The sequence below is a fragment of the Bacteroides sp. 41_26 genome (genome assembly GCF_949740115.1).
GTDB lineage: Bacteria > Bacteroidota > Bacteroidia > Bacteroidales > Bacteroidaceae > Bacteroides > Bacteroides nordii.
On sequence record NZ_CATJGZ010000121.1, the window covers coordinates 1 to 25,218 of the forward strand.

General features: G+C 42.6%; 23 protein-coding genes and 1 rRNA gene. 9 read left to right on the top strand and 15 right to left on the bottom strand.

Annotation, left to right across the window (positions count from 1 at the left end; genetic code table 11):
* Nucleotides 1–423 precede the first annotated feature (423 nt).
* The 8 genes from recJ (at nt 424) to dnaG (ending at nt 11,981) form a co-directional block, all read left to right on the top strand.
* The gene (recJ, locus tag QX565_RS17950) at nt 424–2,142 is read left to right on the top strand and encodes a single-stranded-DNA-specific exonuclease RecJ (RefSeq protein WP_289293789.1); all 1,719 of its coding nucleotides are present in this window, start codon (nt 424–426) and stop codon (nt 2,140–2,142) included.
* A gap of 127 nt (nt 2,143–2,269) precedes the next feature.
* Nucleotides 2,270–4,171, top strand: coding sequence for a RecQ family ATP-dependent DNA helicase (locus QX565_RS17955; protein WP_221651257.1), 1,902 nt, complete (start codon nt 2,270–2,272; stop codon nt 4,169–4,171).
* 174 nt (nt 4,172–4,345) lie between these two features.
* The gene (locus QX565_RS17960) at nt 4,346–5,305 is read left to right on the top strand and encodes a tetratricopeptide repeat protein (protein ID WP_221651256.1); all 960 of its coding nucleotides are present in this window, start codon (nt 4,346–4,348) and stop codon (nt 5,303–5,305) included.
* A gap of 500 nt (nt 5,306–5,805) precedes the next feature.
* Nucleotides 5,806–6,654: a prephenate dehydratase gene (locus QX565_RS17965; RefSeq protein WP_221651255.1), complete on the top strand. Its 849-nt coding sequence runs from the start codon at nt 5,806–5,808 to the stop codon at nt 6,652–6,654.
* Complete coding sequence (locus QX565_RS17970; RefSeq protein ID WP_221651254.1) at nt 6,629–7,813, top strand: pyridoxal phosphate-dependent aminotransferase; 1,185 nt, start codon at nt 6,629–6,631, stop codon at nt 7,811–7,813. Before QX565_RS17965 ends, QX565_RS17970 begins: the two co-directional genes overlap by 26 nt.
* Before the next feature lie 102 nt (nt 7,814–7,915).
* Complete coding sequence (locus QX565_RS17975) at nt 7,916–8,977, top strand: bifunctional 3-deoxy-7-phosphoheptulonate synthase/chorismate mutase type II (RefSeq protein WP_221651253.1); 1,062 nt, start codon at nt 7,916–7,918, stop codon at nt 8,975–8,977.
* A gap of 104 nt (nt 8,978–9,081) precedes the next feature.
* The gene (locus QX565_RS17980; RefSeq protein ID WP_002562576.1) at nt 9,082–9,855 is read left to right on the top strand and encodes a prephenate dehydrogenase; all 774 of its coding nucleotides are present in this window, start codon (nt 9,082–9,084) and stop codon (nt 9,853–9,855) included.
* Between the two features lie 110 nt (nt 9,856–9,965).
* Nucleotides 9,966–11,981: a DNA primase gene (gene dnaG, locus QX565_RS17985; protein ID WP_221651251.1), complete on the top strand. Its 2,016-nt coding sequence runs from the start codon at nt 9,966–9,968 to the stop codon at nt 11,979–11,981.
* 109 nt (nt 11,982–12,090) lie between these two features.
* Here the strand turns inward: dnaG and folE are convergent, their stop codons facing one another.
* From folE to QX565_RS18055, 14 genes are all read right to left on the bottom strand, one after another.
* On the bottom strand, nt 12,091–12,672 hold the full coding sequence (gene folE, locus QX565_RS17990) for a GTP cyclohydrolase I FolE (protein ID WP_002562578.1): 582 nt from the start codon (nt 12,670–12,672) through the stop codon (nt 12,091–12,093).
* A 7-nt stretch (nt 12,673–12,679) separates the two neighbouring features.
* Nucleotides 12,680–13,126 (bottom strand): SPOR domain-containing protein, encoded by a 447-nt coding sequence (locus tag QX565_RS17995; RefSeq protein WP_221651250.1) that lies wholly within the window; start codon nt 13,124–13,126, stop codon nt 12,680–12,682.
* A gap of 219 nt (nt 13,127–13,345) precedes the next feature.
* Nucleotides 13,346–14,101, bottom strand: coding sequence for a triose-phosphate isomerase (tpiA, locus tag QX565_RS18000; RefSeq protein WP_221651249.1), 756 nt, complete (start codon nt 14,099–14,101; stop codon nt 13,346–13,348).
* A gap of 65 nt (nt 14,102–14,166) precedes the next feature.
* Nucleotides 14,167–15,615, bottom strand: coding sequence for a BT_3928 family protein (locus tag QX565_RS18005; RefSeq protein WP_289293790.1), 1,449 nt, complete (start codon nt 15,613–15,615; stop codon nt 14,167–14,169).
* Nucleotides 15,605–16,147 (bottom strand): DUF1599 domain-containing protein, encoded by a 543-nt coding sequence (locus QX565_RS18010; RefSeq protein ID WP_289293792.1) that lies wholly within the window; start codon nt 16,145–16,147, stop codon nt 15,605–15,607. Before QX565_RS18010 ends, QX565_RS18005 begins: the two co-directional genes overlap by 11 nt.
* A 109-nt stretch (nt 16,148–16,256) precedes the next feature.
* The gene (locus QX565_RS18015) at nt 16,257–17,138 is read right to left on the bottom strand and encodes a M23 family metallopeptidase (protein ID WP_221651247.1); all 882 of its coding nucleotides are present in this window, start codon (nt 17,136–17,138) and stop codon (nt 16,257–16,259) included.
* Nucleotides 17,139–17,156: 18 nt separating this feature from the next.
* The gene (gene ndk, locus QX565_RS18020; protein WP_221651246.1) at nt 17,157–17,621 is read right to left on the bottom strand and encodes a nucleoside-diphosphate kinase; all 465 of its coding nucleotides are present in this window, start codon (nt 17,619–17,621) and stop codon (nt 17,157–17,159) included.
* A gap of 221 nt (nt 17,622–17,842) precedes the next feature.
* Nucleotides 17,843–19,939, bottom strand: coding sequence for an ATP-dependent DNA helicase RecG (gene recG / locus QX565_RS18025; RefSeq protein ID WP_221651245.1), 2,097 nt, complete (start codon nt 19,937–19,939; stop codon nt 17,843–17,845).
* The gene (locus QX565_RS18030) at nt 19,932–20,594 is read right to left on the bottom strand and encodes a 2-C-methyl-D-erythritol 4-phosphate cytidylyltransferase (RefSeq protein ID WP_221651244.1); all 663 of its coding nucleotides are present in this window, start codon (nt 20,592–20,594) and stop codon (nt 19,932–19,934) included. The genes recG and QX565_RS18030 overlap by 8 nt, the downstream gene beginning before the upstream one ends.
* 4 nt (nt 20,595–20,598) lie before the next feature.
* Nucleotides 20,599–21,150 (bottom strand): DJ-1 family glyoxalase III, encoded by a 552-nt coding sequence (locus QX565_RS18035; protein WP_221651243.1) that lies wholly within the window; start codon nt 21,148–21,150, stop codon nt 20,599–20,601.
* A 68-nt stretch (nt 21,151–21,218) separates the two neighbouring features.
* Complete coding sequence (locus QX565_RS18040; protein WP_289293797.1) at nt 21,219–22,058, bottom strand: TonB family protein; 840 nt, start codon at nt 22,056–22,058, stop codon at nt 21,219–21,221.
* Entirely contained in the window at nt 22,058–22,477 is a 420-nt protein-coding gene (locus tag QX565_RS18045) for an ExbD/TolR family protein (RefSeq protein ID WP_289293795.1), read from the bottom strand. Before QX565_RS18045 ends, QX565_RS18040 begins: the two co-directional genes overlap by 1 nt.
* A gap of 8 nt (nt 22,478–22,485) precedes the next feature.
* Nucleotides 22,486–23,208: a MotA/TolQ/ExbB proton channel family protein gene (locus QX565_RS18050; protein WP_221651241.1), complete on the bottom strand. Its 723-nt coding sequence runs from the start codon at nt 23,206–23,208 to the stop codon at nt 22,486–22,488.
* Nucleotides 23,208–23,921, bottom strand: coding sequence for a pyridoxine 5'-phosphate synthase (locus QX565_RS18055; protein ID WP_221651282.1), 714 nt, complete (start codon nt 23,919–23,921; stop codon nt 23,208–23,210). The genes QX565_RS18050 and QX565_RS18055 overlap by 1 nt, the downstream gene beginning before the upstream one ends.
* A gap of 103 nt (nt 23,922–24,024) precedes the next feature.
* Between QX565_RS18055 and QX565_RS18060 the strand changes: the two genes are divergently transcribed.
* On the top strand, nt 24,025–24,897 hold the full coding sequence (locus QX565_RS18060; RefSeq protein ID WP_221651240.1) for an NAD kinase: 873 nt from the start codon (nt 24,025–24,027) through the stop codon (nt 24,895–24,897).
* 233 nt (nt 24,898–25,130) lie between these two features.
* Here QX565_RS18060 and rrf read toward each other — a convergent pair.
* Nucleotides 25,131–25,218, bottom strand: a 5S ribosomal RNA gene (gene rrf / locus QX565_RS18065); the annotation flags it as partial.

Consider the following 25,218-nt stretch of genomic DNA (forward strand, 5'->3'; position numbering starts at 1 on the left):
CGTTTGTGGAGTTGAATACATATAAAAGTTAAACAGGCTGCTACACTAGATAGCAACCCATTTAACTTATTTAACTGTTTTTTCTTGCACAAATATTTGCGCAGGTCTTAGAATTCTACGTTTCAATAAAGATTTAAACTCGGTGGAACTCAGTGTTACTCTATGGTGAATTTTGTTCATGTCTATTCAGATTTAAATACTTATCGGCATAGCGTAGCCAATTTGTCACATTATCCACCCTCCCAAGCGAGAAATACCCCGTTCCTTTTGTAAACATCCTTTTCATACCGAAGTAATCCCTCTGAAATATTTTCATCTGATTACAGCCATGCTTCATCTTTTTTTCGTACTTTTACAGCTTCTTGGGGGAAAATGTCATTCTCTCCCATCCTGAGATACGAAAAAGAAAAAACAATATATAAAATGAATCACAAATGGAATTATCAACCCATCACATCAGAACAGGCAGAGATAAGCCAGACATTGGTTCAGGAATTAGGCATTAGCCCTATCCTGGGACGGCTCCTGGTGCAGCGGGGAATCACACGGGTACATGATGCCCGGAAATTCTTCCGTCCGCAACTGCCCGACCTGCATGACCCATTCCTGATGAAGGACATGGACATAGCAGTGGAACGTCTGAACAAGGCGATGGGAAAGAAAGAGCGCATTCTGATTTATGGAGATTATGACGTAGACGGTACCACAGCTGTGGCACTGGTCTATAAGTTCATCCAGCAGTTTTATTCAAACCTGGACTATTACATTCCTGACCGTTACAACGAAGGTTACGGCATTTCACGAAAAGGAGTAGACTATGCAGCCGAAACTGGTGTAGGCTTGATTATCGTGCTCGACTGCGGCATAAAAGCCGTAGATGAAATAGCATATGCCCGCGAACGAGGAATTGATTTTATCATCTGTGACCACCATGTACCGGACGATATACTGCCACCCGCCGTAGCTATCCTCAATGCCAAACGTTTGGATAACACCTATCCTTATGAACACCTCTCAGGCTGCGGTGTCGGCTTCAAGTTTATGCAGGCATTTGCTATCAACAATGGCATTGAATTTCACCACCTTATTCCTCTGCTCGACCTTGTGGCCGTCAGCATAGCTTCGGACATTGTGCCCATTATGGGGGAAAACCGTATTCTGGCGCACCACGGTCTAAAACAACTGAACAGCAATCCCAGCATAGGAATGAAAGCCATCATTGATGTATGCGGATTAGCAGAAAAGGATATCACCGTGAGCGATATTGTGTTCAAAATAGGCCCTCGTATCAATGCTTCCGGACGTATTCAGAATGGAAAAGAAGCAGTGGATCTGTTGACAGAGAAAGATTTTTCCGTAGCTCTTGAAAAAGCCAATCAGATAAATCAGTACAACGAAACCCGTAAAGATCTGGATAAGACTATGACCGAAGAGGCCAACCAGATTGTAGCCAATCTTGAAGGACTGGCAGACCGCCGTTCTATCGTCATCTACAATGAAGAATGGCACAAAGGCGTGATCGGAATTGTGGCTTCCCGGCTGACGGAAATATATTACCGCCCGGCCGTAGTATTGACACGTACAGATGATATGGCAACGGGGTCTGCCCGCTCAGTTTCTGGTTTTGACGTATATAAAGCCATAGAACATTGCCGTGACTTGCTCGAGAACTTCGGCGGACACACGTATGCTGCAGGATTGTCAATGAAAGTGGAAAATGTACCGGCGTTTACCGAGCGTTTTGAAACATTCGTATCACAACACATCCTGCCGGAACAAACCAGTGCCGTAATAGATATCGATGCTGAAATAGACTTCAGAGACATCACTCCGAAATTCTTTAGCGATCTGAAGAAATTCAATCCCTTCGGCCCGGATAATCAGAAACCCATATTCTGCACGCACCATGTCTACGACTACGGTACAAGTAAAGTGGTGGGACGCGACCAGGAACATATCAAACTCGAGTTGGTAGATAACAAATCGAACAACGTAATGAACGGTATCGCTTTTGGTCAAAGTTCACACGTACGCTATATCAAGACAAAGCGTTCATTCGACATCTGCTACACAATCGAAGAAAACACGCACAAGCGTGGCGAAGTACAGTTGCAGATTGAGGATATTAAACCCATTGAATGATTTACGATTAGACAATTTACGATTTACGATTGAAATTACTCTTAATTCGCTAAGATTACTCAATCGTAAATTGTAAATTGTCTAATCGTAAATCGTAAATCATTCAATCGTCTAATCGTAAATCAAAATGGCGTTTTACCGCGATATACTCAAACAATACTGGGGTTATGACTCCTTCCGTGGTGTACAGGAAGAGATTATCAATAGTATTGGCGAAGGGCGTGATACACTGGGATTAATGCCTACCGGTGGTGGGAAATCCATTACATTCCAGGTCCCGGCACTCGCCAAAGAGGGCTTGTGTATCGTTATCACTCCACTCATCGCCCTGATGAAGGACCAGGTGCAGAATCTCCGTCAAAGAGGTATCAAAGCTATAGCCATCTACTCGGGCATGACACGGCAGGAAATTCTTATTGCACTGGAGAACTGTATCTTCGGCGATTATAAATTCCTCTATATATCACCGGAACGACTGGACACGGACATCTTCAAACAGAAACTCCGTGCCATGAAGATAAGTATGATTACAGTAGACGAAAGCCATTGTATCTCCCAATGGGGATATGACTTCCGGCCTGCCTATCTGAAAATAGCCGATATACGCGAACTGTTGCCCGGAGTAGCCGTACTGGCATTGACTGCCACAGCTACGCCGGAAGTGGTAAAAGACATCCAAAGCCGGTTGAAGTTTAAGGAAGAAAATGTTTTCCGGATGAGCTTCGAGCGAAAGAATCTTGCCTATATTGTACGCAAGGTAGATAATAAAACCGCCGAACTACTACACATTCTTCGCCGAATGCCGGGAAGTGCCATCATCTACGTTCGTAGCCGCCGCCGTACCAAAGAAACCACCGAATTACTTTTAAACGAAGGTATCACCGCCGATTTTTATCACGCCGGACTCGACAATGCTGTCAAAGATATCCGCCAGAAACGCTGGCAAAGCGGCGAATGTCGTGTGATGGTAGCAACCAATGCTTTCGGAATGGGTATTGACAAACCCGATGTCCGCCTGGTAATCCATCTCGATCTACCGGATTCTCCAGAAGCTTATTTTCAGGAAGCAGGACGTGCCGGGCGCGACGGAGAAAAGGCATACGCTGTTATTCTTTATGCCCCATCGGACAAAACGACCCTCCATAAACGAGTCCCCGATACCTTTCCTGATAAAGATTACATCATCAAAGTGTATGAACATCTGCAATACTATTATCAGATGGCAATGGGAGACGGACTCGATTGTACAAAGGAATTCAATCTGGAGGAATTCTGCCGCAAGTTCAAGCATTTTCCGGTTCCGGCAGATAGTGCTTTGAAAATACTAACCCAGGCAGGATATATAGAATATACCGATGAGCAGGACAATGCTTCACGTATCCTCTTTACCATCCGTCGCGATGAGTTGTACAAACTTCGCGAAATGGGTAAAGAGGCAGAAGCTTTGATGCAAACCGTCCTTCGTTCTTATACCGGAATCTTCACGGATTACGCTTACATCAGCGAAACAGCACTTAGTCTGCGTACCGGATTGACACGTTCGCAGATATACAATCTACTAATGATGCTGTCCAAACGCCGTATTATAGACTACATTCCCCGCAAAAAAACACCTTATATAATATATACACGCGAACGGATAGAACTTAACCGCCTGCATATTCCGCCATCCGTGTACGAAGAACGCAAAAAACGATACGTAACCCGCATCGAGGCAATGGTAGAATATGTCACCTCTGAAACAGCCTGCCGCAGCCGTATGCTTCTCCGCTATTTTGGCGAGAAAAACGAACATAATTGCGGTCAATGCGACGTATGCCTCAGCGGGAAAGCCAGTAAAGGTTTGTCAGACAATGCCTTCGAGGAAGTAAAAGAGAAACTACTGGATTTACTGAAAGAGGGTCCTCTGACTCCCGCAGAAGTCAGCAAACGAATAAAAGAAGATAAAGATCTACTGGCACAAGTCATTCAATATCTATCAGAAGAGGGAACAGTAAAAACAGAGGATGGAATATTAGATATCAGTTAAAGCGCGAGCGCGAAACTCCACACGCCTCAATGCCGGAAATCGGATAAGAATTACTACATTTGCACTTTGTAAGGCAATAATAAGGTTATAGGGTTATAAAGTTATAACTTATAATACTATAATCTGCAAGCTATAACCTTACAACTTTATAACTTTATAATAACTCTATAAATTATGCCGAACTTCTTTAAATCTTTCTTTTCGGGAAAGTCCGAAAGCCCGGAAAGCGAAAAGCAGAAAGCTGCACAAAAGAACTTTGAGATATTCAAATATGACGGATTGCGTGCTCAACGTATGGGCAGACCGGACTATGCCATAAAATGCTTCACCGAAGCCCTCGCCATCGAGGAAGACTTCGAAACATTGGGATACCTCAGCCAACTCTACATACAATCTGCCGAACTGGACAAAGCCCGTGAAATACTGAATCGTATGGTGGAACTTGAACCCGAGCTGACCAGTACTTATCTTACCATAGCCAACGTATGCTATATGCAAGAGGAGTATCAAGCTATGGAAACTGCCGCCAATAAGGCCATCCAGATAGAAGAAGGTAATGCCATGGCCCATTATCTGCTTGGCAAAGCCACCCAGGGAATGAACAATGACCTCATGACTATTGCCCACCTGACGAAGGCCATTGTATTAAAAGAGGACTTTACCGAAGCACGTCTGTTGCGCGCCGAAGCCTTGCTAAAGATGAATCAGCTCAAGGAATCTGCTGAGGATATAGCCGCAATTCTGTCTCAGAATCCGGATGAAGAGGCAGCTATCTTGCTGCATGGCAAACTAAAAGAAGCAGAAGGAGCTCCCGAAGAGGCAGAAACTGACTATTTGAAAGTCACCGAAATGAATCCGTTCAACGAACAGGCATATCTCTACCTGGGTCAACTCTTTATCACTCAGAAAAAACTAACCGAAGCTATCAGCCTCTTCGACGAAGCCATAGAACTGAACCCGAATTTCGGAGCAGCCTATCACGAACGCGGCCGTGCCAAATTGCTGAATGGCGACAAAAATGGTTCAATAGAAGATATGAAGAAAGCACTTGAAATCAATCCCAAAGAGGGAGAAAATCTGAACGGACAGTTTAATAACCAGCCAGCCCCATCAACCAATGTATTGGGATTATAGTGTGCTTTCCTGACCGGAAATGAATCAATTCACCACAGAGGACGCAGAGGACACAGAGCTTTATTTATCTGATGAAACGCAGAATTCTAAGACCTGCACAAATATTTGCGCAGGTCTTAGAATTCTGCGTTTCAATAAAGATTTAAAACTCTGTGTCCTCTGTGGTGAAACATCGGATTAACACTAACCAAAACACAGCGAATCATGGCAAACTCTTAATATTATCCTGTACAATGCAAAAAAAAGTCACTTTTTGCTTGCATTTAAAAGAAAAGTATTACATTTGTCCCCGAATTAAAACAAAAGCAACTGTTAGTATGAACGTATTTAACTTTACATATTACTTCTTTTTTTACTTTTACTTTAGCCAGAAAGTAGAGCGGGAGTTTGTATGTATCAAGTGACAGTGATGCTTAAGGACTGAAAGGAAAGAATCAATAATATGAATCCCGCTCCATTATGGATGCGGGATTTTTTTATATAATACACATTAAGAAGGAATGAAAAAGATAGCAATTCAAGGAACACTCGGCTCGTATCACGATATCGCCGCTCACAAGTACTTCGAAGGAGAAGATATAGAGTTAATCTGCTGCACTACTTTTGAAGACGTGTTTAAGGCCATCCGCAAAGACAGCCAGGTAATCGGTATGTTAGCTATTGAAAATACCATAGCAGGAAGCCTGCTACACAACAATGAATTATTGCGTCAAAGTGGTACACAGATTATCGGCGAACATAAACTGCGTATTTCACATTGCTTCGTCTGCCTGCCCGAGGAAGATTGGAGTGACATCACAGAGGTCAACTCCCACCCTATCGCACTCATGCAGTGCCGCGAATTCCTGCAACAACACCCCAACATCAAAGTGGTAGAAGGCGAAGATACTGCCCGTAGCGCCGAAATGATAAAAGAGGGAGACCTGAAAGGACATGCTGCCATCTGCTCCAAAGTAGCCGCCGAACGTTATGGAATGAAAATTCTACAGGAAAGCATCGAGACAAACAAACACAACTTCACCCGCTTCCTTATAGTAGCCGATCCCTGGCAAGTAGACGAACTCAGCCGTTACCACTCAGTAATTATTAATAAGGCAAGCATGGTATTCACTTTGCCACACACAGAAGGCAGTCTGTCACAAGTGCTCTCTATCCTGTCATTCTACAACATCAACCTGACTAAAATACAATCACTCCCTATCATCGGAAGAGAATGGGAATATCAGTTTTACGTAGATGTATCGTTCAATGACTATCTGAGATATAAACAATCAATCACCGCGATCACTCCACTAACCAAAGAACTTAAAATATTAGGCGAATATGCAGAAGGTAAATCAAACATATAACATTGCTCCCGCCAATCGGCTGGCCAGCGTAAGCGAATACTACTTCTCTAAAAAACTGAAGGAAGTAGCGCAGATGAATGCAGAAGGCAAAGATATAATCAGCCTGGGAATCGGAAGTCCTGATATGCCTCCCTCTGAAGAGACTATCCAAACACTGTGCAACGAAGCACAAAACCCGAACGGACACGGTTACCAACCTTACGTAGGCATCCCGGAATTGCGTAAAGGTTTTGCCGGCTGGTATAAAAAATGGTACAACGTTGAACTCGATCCCGCTACGGAAATACAGCCACTGATAGGTTCAAAAGAGGGTATCCTGCACGTAACCCTGGCTTTCGTTAATCCGGGTGAACAGGTGTTGGTGCCCAATCCGGGATATCCTACCTATACTTCACTCAGCAAAATCCTGGGTGCAGAAGTCATAAATTACAATCTGAAAGAAGATGCTGGCTGGATGCCCGACTTCGACGAACTGGAAAAGATGGATCTGAGTCGCGTAAAACTGATGTGGACCAACTATCCTAACATGCCGACAGGAGCCAATGCTACAATGGAACTGTATGAACGTTTGGTCGATTTCGCCCGCCGTAAAAGCATTGTTATAGTAAACGACAACCCTTACAGCTTCATTCTGAACGACCGTCCTTTGAGTATTCTCAGCGTACCGGGAGCTAAAGATTGTTGCATCGAATTCAACTCCATGAGTAAGAGCCACAATATGCCGGGCTGGCGTATCGGTATGCTGGCATCTAATGCACAATTTGTACAGTGGATACTGAAAGTGAAGAGCAATATAGACAGCGGAATGTTCCGTGCCATGCAACTGGCTGCTGCCAAAGCCCTGGAAGCCGATACCGAATGGTACGAAGGGAACAACCACAACTATCGTAACCGCCGCCACCTGGCAGGAAAAATCATGCAAACACTGGGATGTACTTATGACGACCAACAAGTGGGCATGTTCCTCTGGGGAAAAATACCCGATACATATGCCGATGTGGAAGAGCTGACAGAAAAAATACTTCACGAGGCGCGTGTATTTATCACTCCGGGATTCATCTTCGGAAGTAACGGAGCAAGATACATTCGTATCTCTCTTTGCTGCAAAGATGCAAAACTGGCAGAAGCGCTGGAACGAATTAAAATGATATGCCAATAAGGCAATTATAATAGAGAATAATAGAAAAATAAATAATAACCCAATTAAAGCGCCAGCCAATTGGCACATCAGTACATTGGCATATTGGCACATTATTCAATTATGGAACTCGAATCAATTTTACTGCCGGGTGTCGAAGCAAAAAGACCCGTCGTCATTGCCGGCCCATGTAGTGCAGAGACAGAAGAACAAGTAATGACTACCGCCAAAGAATTGGCAGCCAAAGGAATGAAAATATTTCGTGCCGGAATCTGGAAACCCCGTACCAAACCGGGTGGTTTCGAAGGTGTAGGCGTTGACGGATTGGCATGGTTGAAAGAAGTAAAAAAAGAAACAGGCATGTATGTATCTACCGAAGTAGCTACAGCCAAACATGTATACGAATGTCTGAAAGCAGGTATTGACATATTGTGGATAGGTGCCCGTACTACTGCCAACCCGTTTGCCGTACAGGAAATAGCCGATGCACTGAAAGGTGTGGATATACCTGTATTGATAAAGAATCCGGTGAATCCTGATCTTGAACTCTGGATTGGTGCTTTGGAACGTATCAATAATGCAGGTCTGAAACGCCTGGGTGCTATTCACCGTGGCTTCAGCAGCTATGACAAAAAACTCTACCGCAACTTGCCGCAATGGCATATCCCCATTGAGCTGCGCCGCCGTCTACCGGAATTGCCTATCTTCTGCGACCCAAGTCACATTGGAGGTAAACGCGAACTGATAGCTCCGCTCTGCCAACAAGCAATGGACCTCAACTTCGACGGACTAATTGTAGAAAGCCACTGCAATCCGGATTGTGCCTGGAGTGATGCTTCACAACAAGTTACACCAGACGTATTGGATTATATCCTGAATTTGCTCGTAATCCGTAAAGAGACTCAGACTACAGAAAACCTGAGCCAGCTTCGTAAACAGATTGACGAATGTGACGATAACATCATTCAGGAACTGGCAAAACGTATGCGCGTAGCCCGCGAAATTGGCACATACAAAAAAGAGCACGATATCACGATACTTCAAAGAGGACGTTACAATGAAATTCTTGAGAAACGCGGTGCACAAGGTGAACAATGCGGTATGGACGGGGAATTCATGAAAAGAATATTCGAAGCGATACACGAAGAATCGGTTCGTCAACAAATGGAAATTATTAATAAATGATTAGTGAGTGATTAGCGGGATAGTGATTAATGATTAGCAGCTAATAATTAATCACTACTCCCCCCTTACTAATCACTAATCACTAATCGCTAATCACTAATCACATGCGAATTTTAATTCTCGGAGCCGGCAAGATGGGCTCTTTTTTCACCGATATACTGAGTTTTCAGCACGAGACGGCCGTGTTTGACGTCAACCCACATCAGTTGCGTTTTGTTTATAACACCTATCGTTTCACTACTCTGGAAGAGATTAAAGACTTTGAACCGGAACTGGTTATCAACGCAGCAACAGTGAAGTATACGCTGGATGCTTTTCGTAAAATCCTGCCTGCACTACCTAAAGACTGTATACTTAGTGATATCGCTTCCGTAAAAACCGGACTGAAAAAATTCTATGAAGAGAGCGGTTTCCGCTATGTATCTACCCACCCGATGTTTGGTCCTACCTTCGCCAGCCTCAGCAATCTGAGTAGCGAAAGTGCTATTATCATCAGCGAAAGCGACCATTTGGGAAAAGTATTCTTCAAGGATCTGTACAACAGTCTTCGACTGAATATTTTTGAATATACATTCGACGAACACGATGAGACAGTGGCTTATTCACTTTCCATACCATTTGTTTCAACATTTGTGTTTGCTGCCGTTATGAAGCATCAGGAAGCTCCGGGAACCACTTTCAAGAAACATATGGCTATTGCCAAAGGACTTTTGAGTGAAGACGATTACCTATTGCAAGAGATTCTTTTCAATCCCCGTACTCCGGCACAAGTAGCCAATATACGGACAGAACTGAAAAATCTTCTGGAGATAATAGAAAATAAAGATGCCGAAGGCATGAAAAAGTATCTGACTAAAATACGGGAAAAGATCAAATAAACCTGTAAAAGAGATCTTAGAGAAAAATTAATCAGCCCTTATCAAATAAGTTTTTGATAAGGGCTAATTTTATAGTAACTTTGTATCCGCTAAAAAACAAAGGAGAATCCATGATAGATCAGGCAACCATAGACCGTATACTCGATGCTGCACAAATTGTTGATGTAGTATCCGAATTCGTCACACTACGTAAACGGGGTGTGAACTATGTAGGCTTGTGCCCGTTCCATAATGAAAAAACCCCCTCTTTCAGCGTTTCACCCTCAAAAGGACTGTGCAAATGCTTTAGCTGCGGAAAAGGTGGTAATTCAGTGCATTTCGTCATGGAACACGAACAAATGTCGTACTACGAAGCACTAAAATACCTGGCTAAGAAGTATAACATCGAAATAAAAGAACGGGAACTGACCAATGAAGAGAAGCAGGCGCAAAGTACACGTGAAAGTATGTTTATCGTTAATAACTTCGCCCGCGACTATTTCCAGAATATATTGAAGAACCATGTAGATGGGAGAAGCATTGGTATGGCTTACTTCCGCCAGCGTGGATTCCGGGATGATATCATTGAAAAATTTCAGCTTGGTTTCAGTACCGAGAGTCATGATGCATTGGTACAGGAGGCTATACGCAAAGGATTTAAAAAGGAATACCTTGTCAAGACCGGGCTTTGTTACGAAACAGATGACGGGCGTCTGCGCGACCGCTTCTGGGGGCGTGTAATGTTTCCCGTACATACACTTTCGGGAAAAGTCGTAGCTTTTGGAGGGCGCGTACTCAGTACAGAGAACAAAAAGCTCGCCAAGTATGTCAACTCTCCGGAGTCCGAAATCTATCATAAAAGTAATGAACTCTACGGTATCTATTTTGCAAAACAAGCCATTGTAAAACAAGACCGCTGTTTTCTTGTAGAGGGATATACAGACGTTATCTCCATGCACCAGTCAGGAGTGGAAAATGTTGTTGCTTCATCAGGAACTTCATTGACTCCCGGGCAAATCCGTCTGATCCATCGCTTTACCAACAACATCACCGTACTTTACGATGGTGACATGGCTGGCATCAAGGCTTCCATCCGTGGTATTGATATGTTGCTGGAAGAAGGAATGAATATTAAGGTCTGCCTTCTACCCGATGGTGACGACCCTGACTCCTTTGCGCGGAAACACAATGCTACAGAATTTCAGGCGTTCATCAAGGAACATGAAACCGACTTCATCCGTTTCAAGACCAATCTATTGCTGGAAGATGCCGGTAAAGATCCGATCAAACGGGCAGAACTCATCAATAACATCGTACAAAGTATCTCAGTGATTCCGGAAGCAATTGTGCGTGATGTGTATATCAAAGAGTGCGGACAATTGTTGCGGGTAGAAGATAAACTACTCGTTTCGGAAGTTGCCAAACGAAGAGAAATACAAGCCGAGAAAGAGAATAAACCGATACTCAACACTAACAATTCATCCGGCGCTCCGGCAGAAATGCAAAATGGAGATTTCCCTCCTCCCTTCCCACCTGACGAACTGGAAGATTCTTATCAGTCTTACATCCCCCAGGAAGGAAAAGAAGGCCAGGAGTTTTATCGGTACGAACGATTGATTCTTCAGGCAATAGTGCGCTATGGGGAAAAGATAATGTGCAACATGGAGGATGAAGAGGGACAGGAAACTCCGGTCAGTGTGATTGAATACATCGTTCATGACTTAAAAGAAGATGAACTCGCATTTCATAATCCTTTACATCGCCGTATCTTGACAGAGGCAGCATCCCATATCCATAATCCCGGATTTATAGCCGAACGCTATTTTATAGCCCACTCCGATCCGGAAATCAGTTCCATTGCTACCGAACTGGCAAGTGACCGGTATCAACTGAGTAAATTTCACTCCAAAACACAGAAAATAGTTACAGACGAGGAACGCCTCTTTGAACTGGTTCCTACATTGATGATAAACTTTAAGAATGCAATTGTAGCAGCAGAGTTAAAACACATCATGTATGCCCTGCAAGATCCTGCCAATGAAGACGATGATGAGAAATGCGCCGCCCTTATGCAACGCTACAAAGAAATGAAAGAAATTCAAAGTCTGATGGCAAAAAGACTTGGAGATAGAGTGGTGCTAAGATAGGGATTAGTGCAGTAATGATTAGTGATTAGTGATTAGTGATTAGTGATTAGTACCATGCGGTATAATAGCGCAGCCACTAATCACTAATCACTACCCCGCTAATCACTGCTTACCTGTTTATCAGATTCATAAATTCTTCCCGGGTTTTAGCCTGATTAAAAGCTCCGGTAAAATCAGATGTAGTTGTTATTGAATTTTGTTTCTCTACACCACGCATTTGCATACACATATGTTGGGCTTCTACCACAACCATCACTCCCAATGGGTTGAGAGTTTCCTGGATACATTCTTTAATTTGCAATGTCATACGCTCCTGCACCTGCAGGCGATGAGAGAAGATATCGACTACACGGGCAATCTTACTCAACCCCGTGATGTAGCCATTAGGGATATAAGCCACATGTGCCTTTCCATAAAACGGAAGCATATGGTGCTCGCAGAGAGAAAAGAAATCAATGTCTTTCACTATCACCATCTGACTATATTCTTCCTTGAACTTAGCAGAACGAAGAACTTCATGAGGATCCAGATGATACCCTTTAGTTAAACTGAGCATGGCTTTGGCTACACGCTCGGGAGTTTTCAAAAGCCCCTCCCTTTCGGCATCTTCACCCAATAAAGTAATAATACTGCGATAGTGACTTTTCAGATCCTCCAAAGCCGGAGAGACAATTTCTTCTTTTCCTAACATAATGAAATTATAAAGGGATATTTATTTGATCTTTAACAATAGAAACTTCCTTGAATACGCCGGTTGCTTTCAATTTACGCATCATGGCGTCTGCTTCTTCAATACTACGGAAATCTCCGACACGGCATAGCCAGCGGGGAGGATTAAAAGGGGTATAAACAGGCAATTCCGGAAAGAACTCTTTTATCTTCGCTGCCACATTATGGGCCTCCGTCTTTGCCTGACGGGTATTATTACCGGCATACGTCTGCACACGAAAACCAGAAGTTTTAATTACTTTCTGCTCTCCGGTAGCAGTATGCTCCATCCCCAGCAATGCCTCAATACGAGGATCCTGGTGGATAGTCACCTTACCCTGTCCGGGAACATTTCGCTCCAGGCTCTTCACTATATTCTGGGCTTGCATTGCACCGGCAAAAGCAAACAACAACAAAAGTAAACCAAGTTTTCTCATAAAAGCAAGTAATAAAGGAAGTTATGAGTTATAAAGCCATAGAGTTATAGGGTTATAAAGCTATAGAAGTTACAGGAATTATAAGGGGGTATAGAGTGGTAAGATTATTAAGTTATAGAAAACCATAATAAGTCATTATCAACTTAAAGTCCGAAGCATACACCACTCTATAACTTTATAACCTTATAACTCTACACCCCTCCCCATAGCTCTTTATTCTTATTTGAATGCGTCAATGATACCCTTGAAGTCAGCAACTTTCAAAGCAGCACCACCGATCAATCCACCGTCAACATCCGGATTAGAGAATAATTCTTTAGCATTAGAAGGCTTACAACTACCACCGTACAGAATGGAAGTATTATCAGCGATCTCTTTACCATATTTCTCAGCAACAACCGAACGGATAAATGCATGAATTTCCTGTGCCTGAGCAGGAGTAGCAGTTTTACCTGTACCGATAGCCCAAACCGGCTCATACGCCAGGACGATCTTAGCAAAATCTTCTGCAGACAGATCAAATACAGAAGCCAACTGAGCAGCAACTACTTCATTTTGTTTGTCCGCCTCACGTTCTTCCAACACTTCACCAATACAGAAGATCGGAGTCAGACCGTTAGCCAAAGCCAATTTCACTTTCTCTTTCAAGATTTCAACAGTTTCACCATAGTAAGCACGGCGTTCTGAGTGACCTAAGATTACATACTTTGCACCTGTAGAAGCAACCATAGCAGCTGAAACTTCACCTGTATAAGCACCTTCAACCTTGTCTGCACAGTTTTCTGCACCTACACCGATAATAGCAGCATCTACAATAGGAGTAACAGAAGCAAGGTGAATAAACGGAGTGCAAATTACTACATCACAATTAGGTTTATCAACTGTTAATGCTTCATTCAATTCTTTTGCAAGAGCAATACCCTCCTGGAGGGTTTTGTTCATTTTCCAGTTTCCTGCAACAATGTTCTTTCTCATTTTGTTTTTTTATTAAAAGGGTTAATATATTTACGATTAAACAATTTACAATTAGACGATTGAAGTTAGCCAGAGTGACCCGGTTTATCTGAATACCCCGTTTCATCAGTTTTATCAACCAGATTCTGATTTATCAAATTATTCTCCTCAGCATGATCAGCACCATCATCGCCTGTCGAACCTCCCCGTGCGGGAAGCACCTTTAACAATTCGGCATTTCTTTTTCTCAGCGCTTCTCCTTTCTTTTCTCTACGTTTTACAACCAGAATATCCAGTCCTAACACAAGTAGCAATGGTATAGCAAACCACAGAAATACATATCCGATAGTATGCACATCACTTACCTTCTTCAGCTTACCCACTTCCAGTTTTTCCAACTTATCGGTCAACGCATATTCATCCGGTAAATCGGCATCATTCCACTTATTCAGAATTGTACCATTCTTTATCAGTACCAACCCCGGATTGGAACGAATGATTGTTTTCAGGGTGATATCATCCACCAGGCAGAACGGATACTCTGCACCGGTCTTATCACGCCAAAGTTCTATCTCTTCTTCCGGTGAAGAAGTCAGGCAATAAAAGCCGTAACCATTTTCAACCGAATAATCATATATCTCATTAATAAGGTCTATATTACTATCATCCGCCTCTTCTATCCGGTGCGCCACCAACAAAAAAGTATAACCGATATCAGTCAGCACCTTATCAGTGATATCCTCACCCGTACTCTGTTCCAATAATGAGAAATCGTGAATAGATGGTTCATATCCCTTCTCTTTCAGAACCGTACGTGTATCTACAAACGTCCAGGTACTATCCGGGTAATTCTCAAGTGCAAACTCCTTCTTCTCACCATTCTTTTCCAGAACAAAAGTAGTTTCATAAACATTTGGCTTTGCTCCGTCCGGTATTTCCATCCCTGCAGGAATATTATTTCCTATCCTATAGGGACGAAAGTCCAGAATAGGCAAATGTGCGAGACAATAAAATGAAAGAGCAAACACAAATAATACAGTATACAGCGACCCCAGCCACTCTGTCTTTGCCGAAATGAAACGTATAATCTGTTTCTTCCACCGGAATGTAGAATAAGCTGCAATCAGCAACACAATATTCTTGCCGAAAGTTTCCCAGTTAGTCAATACCCATGCATCACCAAAACAGCCACAGTCCGAAACCGGATTTTTCAATGCCAGATAAAGAGTCAGCGGAGTCATGAACAGCATGATGAGCAAAGCAAGAATTGTGGTCGTTGTTTTCCGTATACCAAAAAACATGCAAACCCCTACCGAAAACTCTACAGCTGACAAGATAACTGCTGCCAACAAAGGGAAGAAAGAAGGAAACCACGATATCATGCCAAAAGCTTCCAGATAGTCTTGTATCTTATACTGTGATCCCAGCGGATCAACAGCTTTCACAAATCCGGAGAATATAAACGCTGCTGCCAACAAGAAGCGACAGGCATTCGTCCACGCCTTTTGAATGATATGTAAATTCTTAGTCTTCAAATTCTATTTTAATTAAACCAAAAACGGAATAATTAATCATATCCATATAGTTTGCATCAATCCCCTCAGACACCAATGTGTTACCTGACAAACTCTCAATCTGCTTGGTACGGTAAATCTTCATTAGAATCAAATCGGTATAGGAGCTGACACGCATACTTCGCCACGCTTCATCGTAATCATGATTTTTAGCAAGCATTAGTTCCAAAGCTTCCTTTGCATATTTATCATAAAGAAGCATTGCTTCCTCATTACTGATATCAGCAGAATCGGCATAACCAAGTTCTAGCTGTATCAATCCGATAATACCATAATTGACAATCGCAATGAACTCTGAACGAATGCCTTCGTCAATTAACGACACGCCTTTTGTTTCAATACTACGAATCCGGTTGGCCTTAATGAAAATCTGGTCAGTAACAGAAGCCGGACGTAGAATGCGCCACGCAGGACCGTAATCGTGCAGCTTCTTGGAAAATAGGTCACGGCACAAAGCGGTGACATGCTCAAATTGTTGCTTGGTATCTTTCATTTCCTTACAAATAGAGCGCAAAGGTAACAATAATCGAAGAAAAAAGAAAAAAATAGCCGGGCAATCATACATTGTCCGGCTACTTGCACTATAAATAAATCTATTTCTCTTATGAACAGCGTAAAACTTGTCCTGGACGCAGAATCGTCTTAGTAGTAATACGATTTAACTTACAAAGTGTACTAATAGAAACGCCACGCAATTTTGCAATACGAGACAAAGTATCTCCACTCTTTACCTTATGATATCTGATGGCTCCGTCACTTGCCAGCTGAGCATCATGAGCACCAGTTTTGCTACTTGCACCACCTTTAGACCTTCTGAATGTATATGTATCTGCTACGATATCCTGTTTCGGGAAGTCAAACATATAAATCGGATTAATAGCAATACCCAGGAAACGGGTTTCAAAATGAAGATGTGAACCGGTAGAACGTCCGGTATTACCACCCAGCCCAATCACCTCGCCGGCTTTTACCAATTGATTCTCTTCAACCAATTGCTTGGACAAATGTCCATACACAGTCTCTAACCCATTATCATGACGAATAACTACATATTTACCATATCCACGACGTTCGTATTTAACAATACGTACTTTTCCGTCAAAAGCAGCTACGATTGTATCACCAATATTCACTTTAAGGTCAAGTCCATTATGCATTCTTCTCCAACGAGGACCGAAAGGTGAAGTAATACGTGTACTTGGAGTAGGCATATGGAAACCAGTCAGGTCAATGGTGTAAGTTTCGGGAATGATAACATCCTTTCCGTAAGCATGTACATACTGATTACTCCAGTTCGGATAAAGACTTAATGCAGGATATTCAGCTTGTTCGGCACGAATCTGCTTTTGCAGTGCCAAAGAATCTACTGTTTTTAATTTCTTGTCAATTGGGGCCTGTCGGGCGATCAAGTCCTGAGAAAAAGAGTTCAGGCTGACCATAGCCACTGCGGCAATCATTACGGTTTTAATACAATTGAAATTCATTCGTTTTCGTCAATTCAATTAATATTCGTCATTTGCATACAGATAGTCAAACGTCACCTGTTTGTAATCGAATATCTCTTCTGGTTTAAAGAATCTGGTTAATTCGGCTGCCGCGGTCTCAGGTGAATCAGAAGCATGAACTATATTTTCTTGAAAGCTCATACTGTAATCTCCACGAATAGTTCCCGGTGCTGCCAGACGCCCGTTAGTAGGACCAGCCAACGTACGGACAGTTTGAATTGCGTCCACCCCCTCGAAGCAACAAACGACAACAGGAGCTGTCATCATAGAATCTTTCACACGCTGAAAGAAAGGCTTTGCACTCAGGTGGGCATAATGTTCACTTAATACTTCGTCTGTCAACTTCATCATCTTCATACCAGCCAAACGTAAACCTTTACGTTCAAAACGATGAAGTATTTCACCGATTAACGCCCGCTGAACGGTACATGGTTTCAAGATAACTAACGTTTTTTCAATCATAAGATGACTTCTTTCAAAGTGTTAAATGGCACATTTATTATAAAATTCTTCCAAAGATAGTATTTCCCGACGAAAAACAAGGTGCTTCCTTAACTTTTTTTTCATAGTCAGAAAAGCAAATAGTAAGGAAAATAGGTTCTAAAGTCCTATAAATAGGAGATATAATAAGAAATATGTTTTGCAGCATATTTTGCAAATAAGCTGTATGTTTAACCGTTTTTTCAACTTATAGAAGCCCAGTTAACGTTCGTCTTACGAAGTGCTTTAAGCTGTTGCCACAATACCTCATTTTCCGGATTACGAGCTTCCGGATCAGTATCAACAATTTCTTGTGCAACATTACGGACATACTGTAGCAGCTGACCATCCCGGGCAATATCGGCTATCTTCAAATCAAAAGCAATACCACTTTGCTGGGTACCCTCCAAATCTCCCGGACCACGCAATTTCAAATCAGCCTCCGCTATTTCAAAACCGTCATTAGTACGTACCATGATTTCAAGTCGTTTGCGGGTTTCTTCAGTAAGTTTATAATTTGTCACCAGAATACAATAAGACTGTTCGGCCCCACGCCCCACACGACCACGAAGCTGATGGAGTTGTGATAATCCGAAACGCTCAGCATTCTCAATAATCATAACAGAAGCATTGGGTACATTTACTCCCACTTCAATAACAGTAGTGGCCACCATTATCTGTGCTTCTCCCGACACAAAAAGCTGCATCTGTCCGTCCTTCTCGACAGGTTTCATTTTCCCGTGAACTTTACAGACTTTACATTCAGGAAACTCTTCACAAATCTGCAGATAACCTTCTTCCAGATTCTTCAAATCAATCTTTTCACTCTCTTTTATAAGTGGATAAACAATATAAATCTGACGTCCTTCGGCAATCTGTTTATGAACAGACCGATAAAGGCTTTCCCGTCTGTTATCAAACTGATGAACAGTAGAAATAGGCTTCCTGCCAGGAGGCAGTTCATCAATAATGGAAACATCAAGATCTCCATACAAGGTCATTGCCAACGTACGGGGAATCGGGGTAGCCGTCATCACAAGTACATGAGGAGGCTGTACATTTTTACTCCACAAACGGGCACGTTGTGCTACACCGAAACGATGTTGCTCATCGATAACCACAAAACCAAGAGATGAGAAATTGACAGTATCCTCAATAACGGCGTGAGTACCGATCAGTATATTAACGTCTCCTGTGAGCAAACCGGAAAGAATAGCCTCCCGCTTTTTACCTTTCACCGAGCCAGTCAGTAACTCCACACGAATATCCATACCAAAAAGGAGCTCCTTTATCGTCTCATAATGCTGATTGGCAAGTATTTCCGTAGGAGCCATCATACATGCCTGATAACCATTATCAAGCGCCATCAACATACTCATCAACGCCACCAGTGTCTTTCCACTTCCCACATCACCCTGTAGCAGACGATTCATTTGCCGCCCGGACCCAACATCCTGACGAATTTCTTTCAACACACGTTTCTGTGCGCCGGTAAGTTCAAAAGGAAGGTTACGGGAATAAAACGTATTGAATACTTCGCCGACAACTTCAAAAACATATCCCCGGTATCTCCGCTGGCGATCTTTGGCATAACGTAGAATATTGAGTTGTACATAAAAAAGCTCTTCAAACTTCAAACGATACTGTGCCTTACGCAGAAGTTCCGGATTGACAGGAAAATGAATATTACGCAAAGCCTCTGTCAACGGCATCAAATGATGATCAGTAAGTATTTTAGGAGATAAAGTTTCAGGAAGCGGCTCCTGTATTTGCTGAAGCACAACCGCCATCATCTTGGCTATTGCATGAGAATTGAGGAAGCTACGCTTCATCTTCTCCGTTGTATTATAATAAGGCTGCAATCCGGTAGCAGTAAGCTTTAATTCGGATGGCTTATCCATATCGGGATGCGCTACATTGATGCGCCCGCCAAAAACTGTCGGCTTGCCAAATACAATATATTCTTCGTGAACTTTATATTTACCTATAATAAATTTGATTCCTTGAAACCACACCAGATCTACTACCCCTGTTCCATCAGAGAAATGCGCCACTAATCTGCGCTGACGCCCTTCACCAAAGGTTTCAAAGCCCAGTATCTGCCCTTTCAATTGAATATAGGGCATATTTCCATCTATCTCATGAATATAATAGATACGACTACGGTCAACATATTTATAAGGAAAATAGTAAATAAGATCGTGCACGGAATATATCTCCAACTCTTTGTTGAGTACACCCGCCTTCTGTGGCCCTACGCCGGATATATATTTTATGTCACGTGTAGCTAAATCAAACATTCACCAGAGCACTACTTATTTTCAAATCAAAGGGAGTGGTAATTTTTATATTTTCCCGATTCCCTTCTGCCAGACAAACAGGAACTCCCATTGCTTCCACAACGGAAGCATCATCGGTAAAAAAAGGAGTATACTCCTGTGCATAAGCTTGTTTCAAAAGTTCTGCATCAAATACCTGCGGAGTCTGAACTAATTTATAATCATTACGGTTTACCGTCTCACTACCTGTTTCTGTTATATGACGCACTGTCTCTACCACATCAATTACTGGTATTACTGCTTTTTTTATAGCAGCCAGTTCATAGCAACGTTTTATAACTTCCGGAGAAACGAACGGACGTACTCCATCATGTACTCCCACCAATCCGGAGTTGACACAGGCCAGACCATTCTTCACAGAATGAAAACGGGTCTCACCTCCGTCAGCAACAATATGTTCAATAACAAATGAATGTTTTGCACAGAGTTCCTGCCAGTAAGTTTGCTGCTCTTTGGGCAATACAAGAATGATTTTCATCGTTCCGTCAAAACGGTGAAAAGCTTCAATGGTATGCATTAACACAGGTTTTCCGCCAATAGGAAGAAATTGTTTGGGAAGATCACTCCCCATACGTAATCCCTTACCACCGGCAACAATCAAGACAGTATGAGTCATAGCATCAGCGTCTTACACACATTGCCTCTACCAACTCTTCTACTTTCTCTTTACCTTCGAGTTTTTCTACAATAGCCAATGCAAAGTCCATAGCAGCACCCGGTCCCATACCTGTAATAATGTTGCCATCTACTACAACCGGTTCATTAACACATTCAGCTCCGTCAAGATATTGCTCAAAGCTAGGATAGCAGGTCGCCTTGCGCCCTTTCAACAGGCCGAGTTTACCAAGTACCATAGGTGCTGCACAAATAGCTGCAATCGGTTTGTTCTTCTCTGCAAAGTTCAGAATCAGTTTGCGCAACCCCTCATGCTTGTCAAGAGTAGCCGCACCGGGCATACCGCCAGGTAACAATAACAGATCAGCATCAAAAAAGTCACAGTTCACGAAGTTAACATCGCAAAGTACCGAAATATCATGTGCACCAACAACGATCTCATCTGGAGTCACAGATACAATTTCTACATTCAATCCGGCACGTCTCAGCGTGTCAATAGCGGTGAAGGCTTCAATCTCTTCAAATCCGTCTGCGAAAAAAGCATATACAGTTCCCATACTCTAAATAATATGCCAACACCAATCAGTTATCCACCAATTGGCTGGCGCGTTAATTGGTTAATTATTTATCTCAAATTAAAGTAATACGTTATAGTACCTGTCTGGTTATTCACACCCTCCACAGCATTAAAGCGAGCTCTTCTTGCAGCGTCTTCCGCCGCTTTGCGTAATGCAGTGTTTACTGTGTTCGTCTGACGATTGATACTGGTAGCAATCACATGTCCTGCCGGATTCACAGTAATAGAAACTACTACACGACCTTCTTCCTGAACATTGTACACAGGACGAGGTAAACCTCCCTCTCCTATAGAACGTCCACCAAGATCAAATGTACCATAACCACCTGTACCGGTTTTAACTCCGGACGGCGAATTACCATCTTTACTGCCTTCTACACCTGTACCGCTGCTGGCTGTCCCTTTACTTCCATCCATCTGAGCACCTTTACCAAAAGCTCCCGATACCCGTTTTGCTGCAGCTTCGGCAGCAGCTTTCCGTTCCCGTTCCGCTTTTTCTTCAGCAAGTTTTTTTGCTTCTGCTGCTTTCTCTGCAGCAGTCTTCTCAGGCTTCTTCACCACTTCAGGCTTTTCCTTTTTAGGCTCAGCTTTAGGCTTTATGACAACCGTCTCCTCTTCTGTTTGCGTTATCATCTCCTGCTCCACAGTTTCCTGTGGCTCTACCACTTCTGGTACGTCCTCCGGAGGAAGAATATCTACATCTACCATTGTGGAAGGATCATAATTCCCTAACGAAGCATCTACATCTCCCATCATTACGGGTACACCGCCTTCATCCTGATTATTGGGGAGAGTGAAACTCACCAGAATCAAAAGAGCAATAATAGCTACATGCACCAACAATGCACCCAACATTCCTATGTATTCACCCTTTTTCTTTCCGTCCATCATTTATTTGTTTCGGGCGGGCGTGTAGCCAGCACCATTTTAAAATGATTCTCATTCGCTATATTCAGTACTTTCACAATCTCACGGTAAGGCACTGTTTCGTCTGCATAAAGCGCTACATACATTTCCGGTTCTCTCTCAGCACAACTTTGCAGAAAAGGAGTCAGTTCGTCCAACGTTAAAGAATGTTCCTTCTCACTACCGAAAGCCGCATAAAAATTCAGATCCTTATCGATAATCACCCGTGTCAGAGGCTTCGCTGAAGTCTGCTGTTTTCCTTGCGGGAGCAACACTTTAATAGCGTTCGGAGATACTACAGTAGAAGTAATCATAAAAAAGATCAACAACAAAAATATAACATCTGTCATGGATGCCATACTAAAGTTAGGAGATATTTTAGCTCTTCGTTTTAATGCCATATTAATAATTATTTCTGAGCAGGTTCATTGAGTAAGTCCATGAAAGCCATAGTCTTTGATTCCATCTTGTTTACCACACGATCTACCAGCATCACAAGGTAATTGTAAGCAAACATAGCAATAATACCAACAATCAAACCACCCACTGTAGTTATCATTGCTTCATAAATTCCTCCAGAGAGCAATGTTATATCAATATTCCCGCTACCCGCATTAGCCATATTATAGAAAGCACGTACCATACCGGTTACCGTACCCAAAAAACCCAACATCGGAGCACCACCTGCAATTGTAGCCATTACAGGTAATCCTTTTTCCAGTTTAGCCACTTCGATATTTCCTACATTCTCTATAGCTGCCTGTACATCATTTACCGGCCGACCCAGACGACTTATACCTTTCTCAATCATACGGGCAGAAGGAGTATTTACAGTACGGCAATAATTTATGGCTGACTTAATTTCTCCGCTATGAATATAATCTTTTATTTTATCCATAAACATCGGATCTTCCTTGTTCGCTTTTCGAATAGCATACATACGTTCAAACAGGATATAGAAACATCCTACTGAAAGTACAGCCAGTACAATCATAATCCAGCCACCTTTCACAGCCATATCAAGCATATTCATCTCTGCCGGAGCATCTACAGGAGTAAGTACCGGATTGGCTGTTGCCAGAGAATCAGCCATACTTGCAGCCCCTTGGGCCAATAACAGAAGTGCATTCATTAGCGAAGACAATTTTTATATTCCTGGATAGTACGTTCGAGTCCCAGATAGAGCGCATCACTTATCAATGCATGTCCAATAGAAACTTCGTCCAGCCAGGGAATGTTTTTATAAAAGAAATTCAAATTCACCAAACTAAGATCATGTCCGGCATTTAGCCCAATTCCCAGTTTACGTGCCACCTTAGCAGCTTCAACAAAAGGAGCAACAGCAGCCTCCGGATCTTTAGAAAAAGCAGTAGCATAAGGTTCTGTATAGAGTTCTACCCTATCAGCACCAGCCTTGGCTGCATATTCAATCATCTCCGCATCAGCGGATACAAATACAGAAGTACGAATCCCGGCAGTATTAAACGCATCAAGCACCTCTGCCAGAAAATCAAAGTTAACCTTTGTATCCCAACCGGAATTGGAAGTAATCTGAGAAGGAGAGTCAGGAACCAAAGTTACCTGATGAGGCTTTACCTTCAACACAAGATCAATGAACTCAGGAGAAGGATAACCTTCAATATTAAACTCTGTTCGTAATAGCGGACGTAAATCATATACATCAGCCATACGGATATGTCGTTCATCAGGTCGGGGATGAACAGTTATTCCGTCCGCTCCAAAAGCCTCACAGTCCAGTGCTACCTTTACCACATTAGGTACATCTCCACCACGAGCATTCCTCAGGGTAGCCACCTTATTTATATTCACACTTAATCTAGTCATCATTACATGGATTGTTTGCTGCAAAAATACAAATATTAGTAACACCATAACAGCAATCCCGAAAAAAAATGCCAAATTTGCATCCTAACTAATGATGTTACATATGAAATTTGCTATCTTCGGAAATACGTATCAGGCTAAAAAATCATCACACGCAGAAACATTGTTCCGTATTCTGGAAGAACACGGAGCTGAAATATTCCTGTGTAGAGAATTCTATCATTTTCTGGTATCGGATATGAAATTAAACATCCATCCTGCCGGATTGTTTGATGGCAATAACTTTTCAGCCGATATGGTTATCAGCATTGGTGGTGACGGAACTTTTCTGAAAGCAGCCAGCAGAGTTGGTGACAAGAATATTCCGATTTTGGGAATCAATACCGGACGTTTGGGATTTCTTGCTGATATATCTCCGGCAGAAATAGAAAAAACCTTTAATGAAATATACACAGGGCAGTATAGCGTAGAAGAACGTAGTGTACTTCAACTGATATGCGATGATAAACACCTACAATGTTCTCCATTTGCACTTAATGAAATTGCAATATTAAAACGCGATAGTTCATCAATGATCAGCATACGAACAGCGATAAACGGAGCTTTCCTCACTACGTATCAGGCAGATGGATTAATAATTTCAACACCTACAGGTTCTACGGCCTACTCACTCAGCGTAGGGGGGCCTATCATTGTACCGCATTCCAAAACAATAGCCATTACTCCTGTAGCTCCACACAGTCTTAACGTACGTCCAATTGTTATTTGTGATGATTGGGAGTTAACCCTTGATGTAGAAAGTCGTAGCCACAATTTCCTCGTAGCCATAGACGGACGAAGCGAAACATGTAAAGAAACAACACGACTAACAATCCGAAAAGCTCCTTACGCTATCAAAGTAGTAAAACGCTACGACCATATCTTTTTCGACACCTTACGATCTAAACTGATGTGGGGAGCCGATAACAGAATATAGTGCTTCCCGCACGGGTAGTTTTCTCCAGGCGGTGTTTACTTTGGTTCACCACAGAGTGGCACAGAGTTTCACAGGGGACACAGATGACACAAAGCGATTTACATTCGTATTTTTGCGAAAATCTGCGCTAATACGCGTTCCAATAAAGATTAAAACTCTCTGGTAAAACAAAAAAAATCCCCCTGCATCCACCACAACCACTCAATCGGTCGTAAGATACAAGGGGATTCAAAAAACGGCGACTACCTACTCTCCCACTGTTACGCAGTACCATCGGCGTGATCAGGCTTAACTTCTCTGTTCGGAATGGGAAGAGGTGGA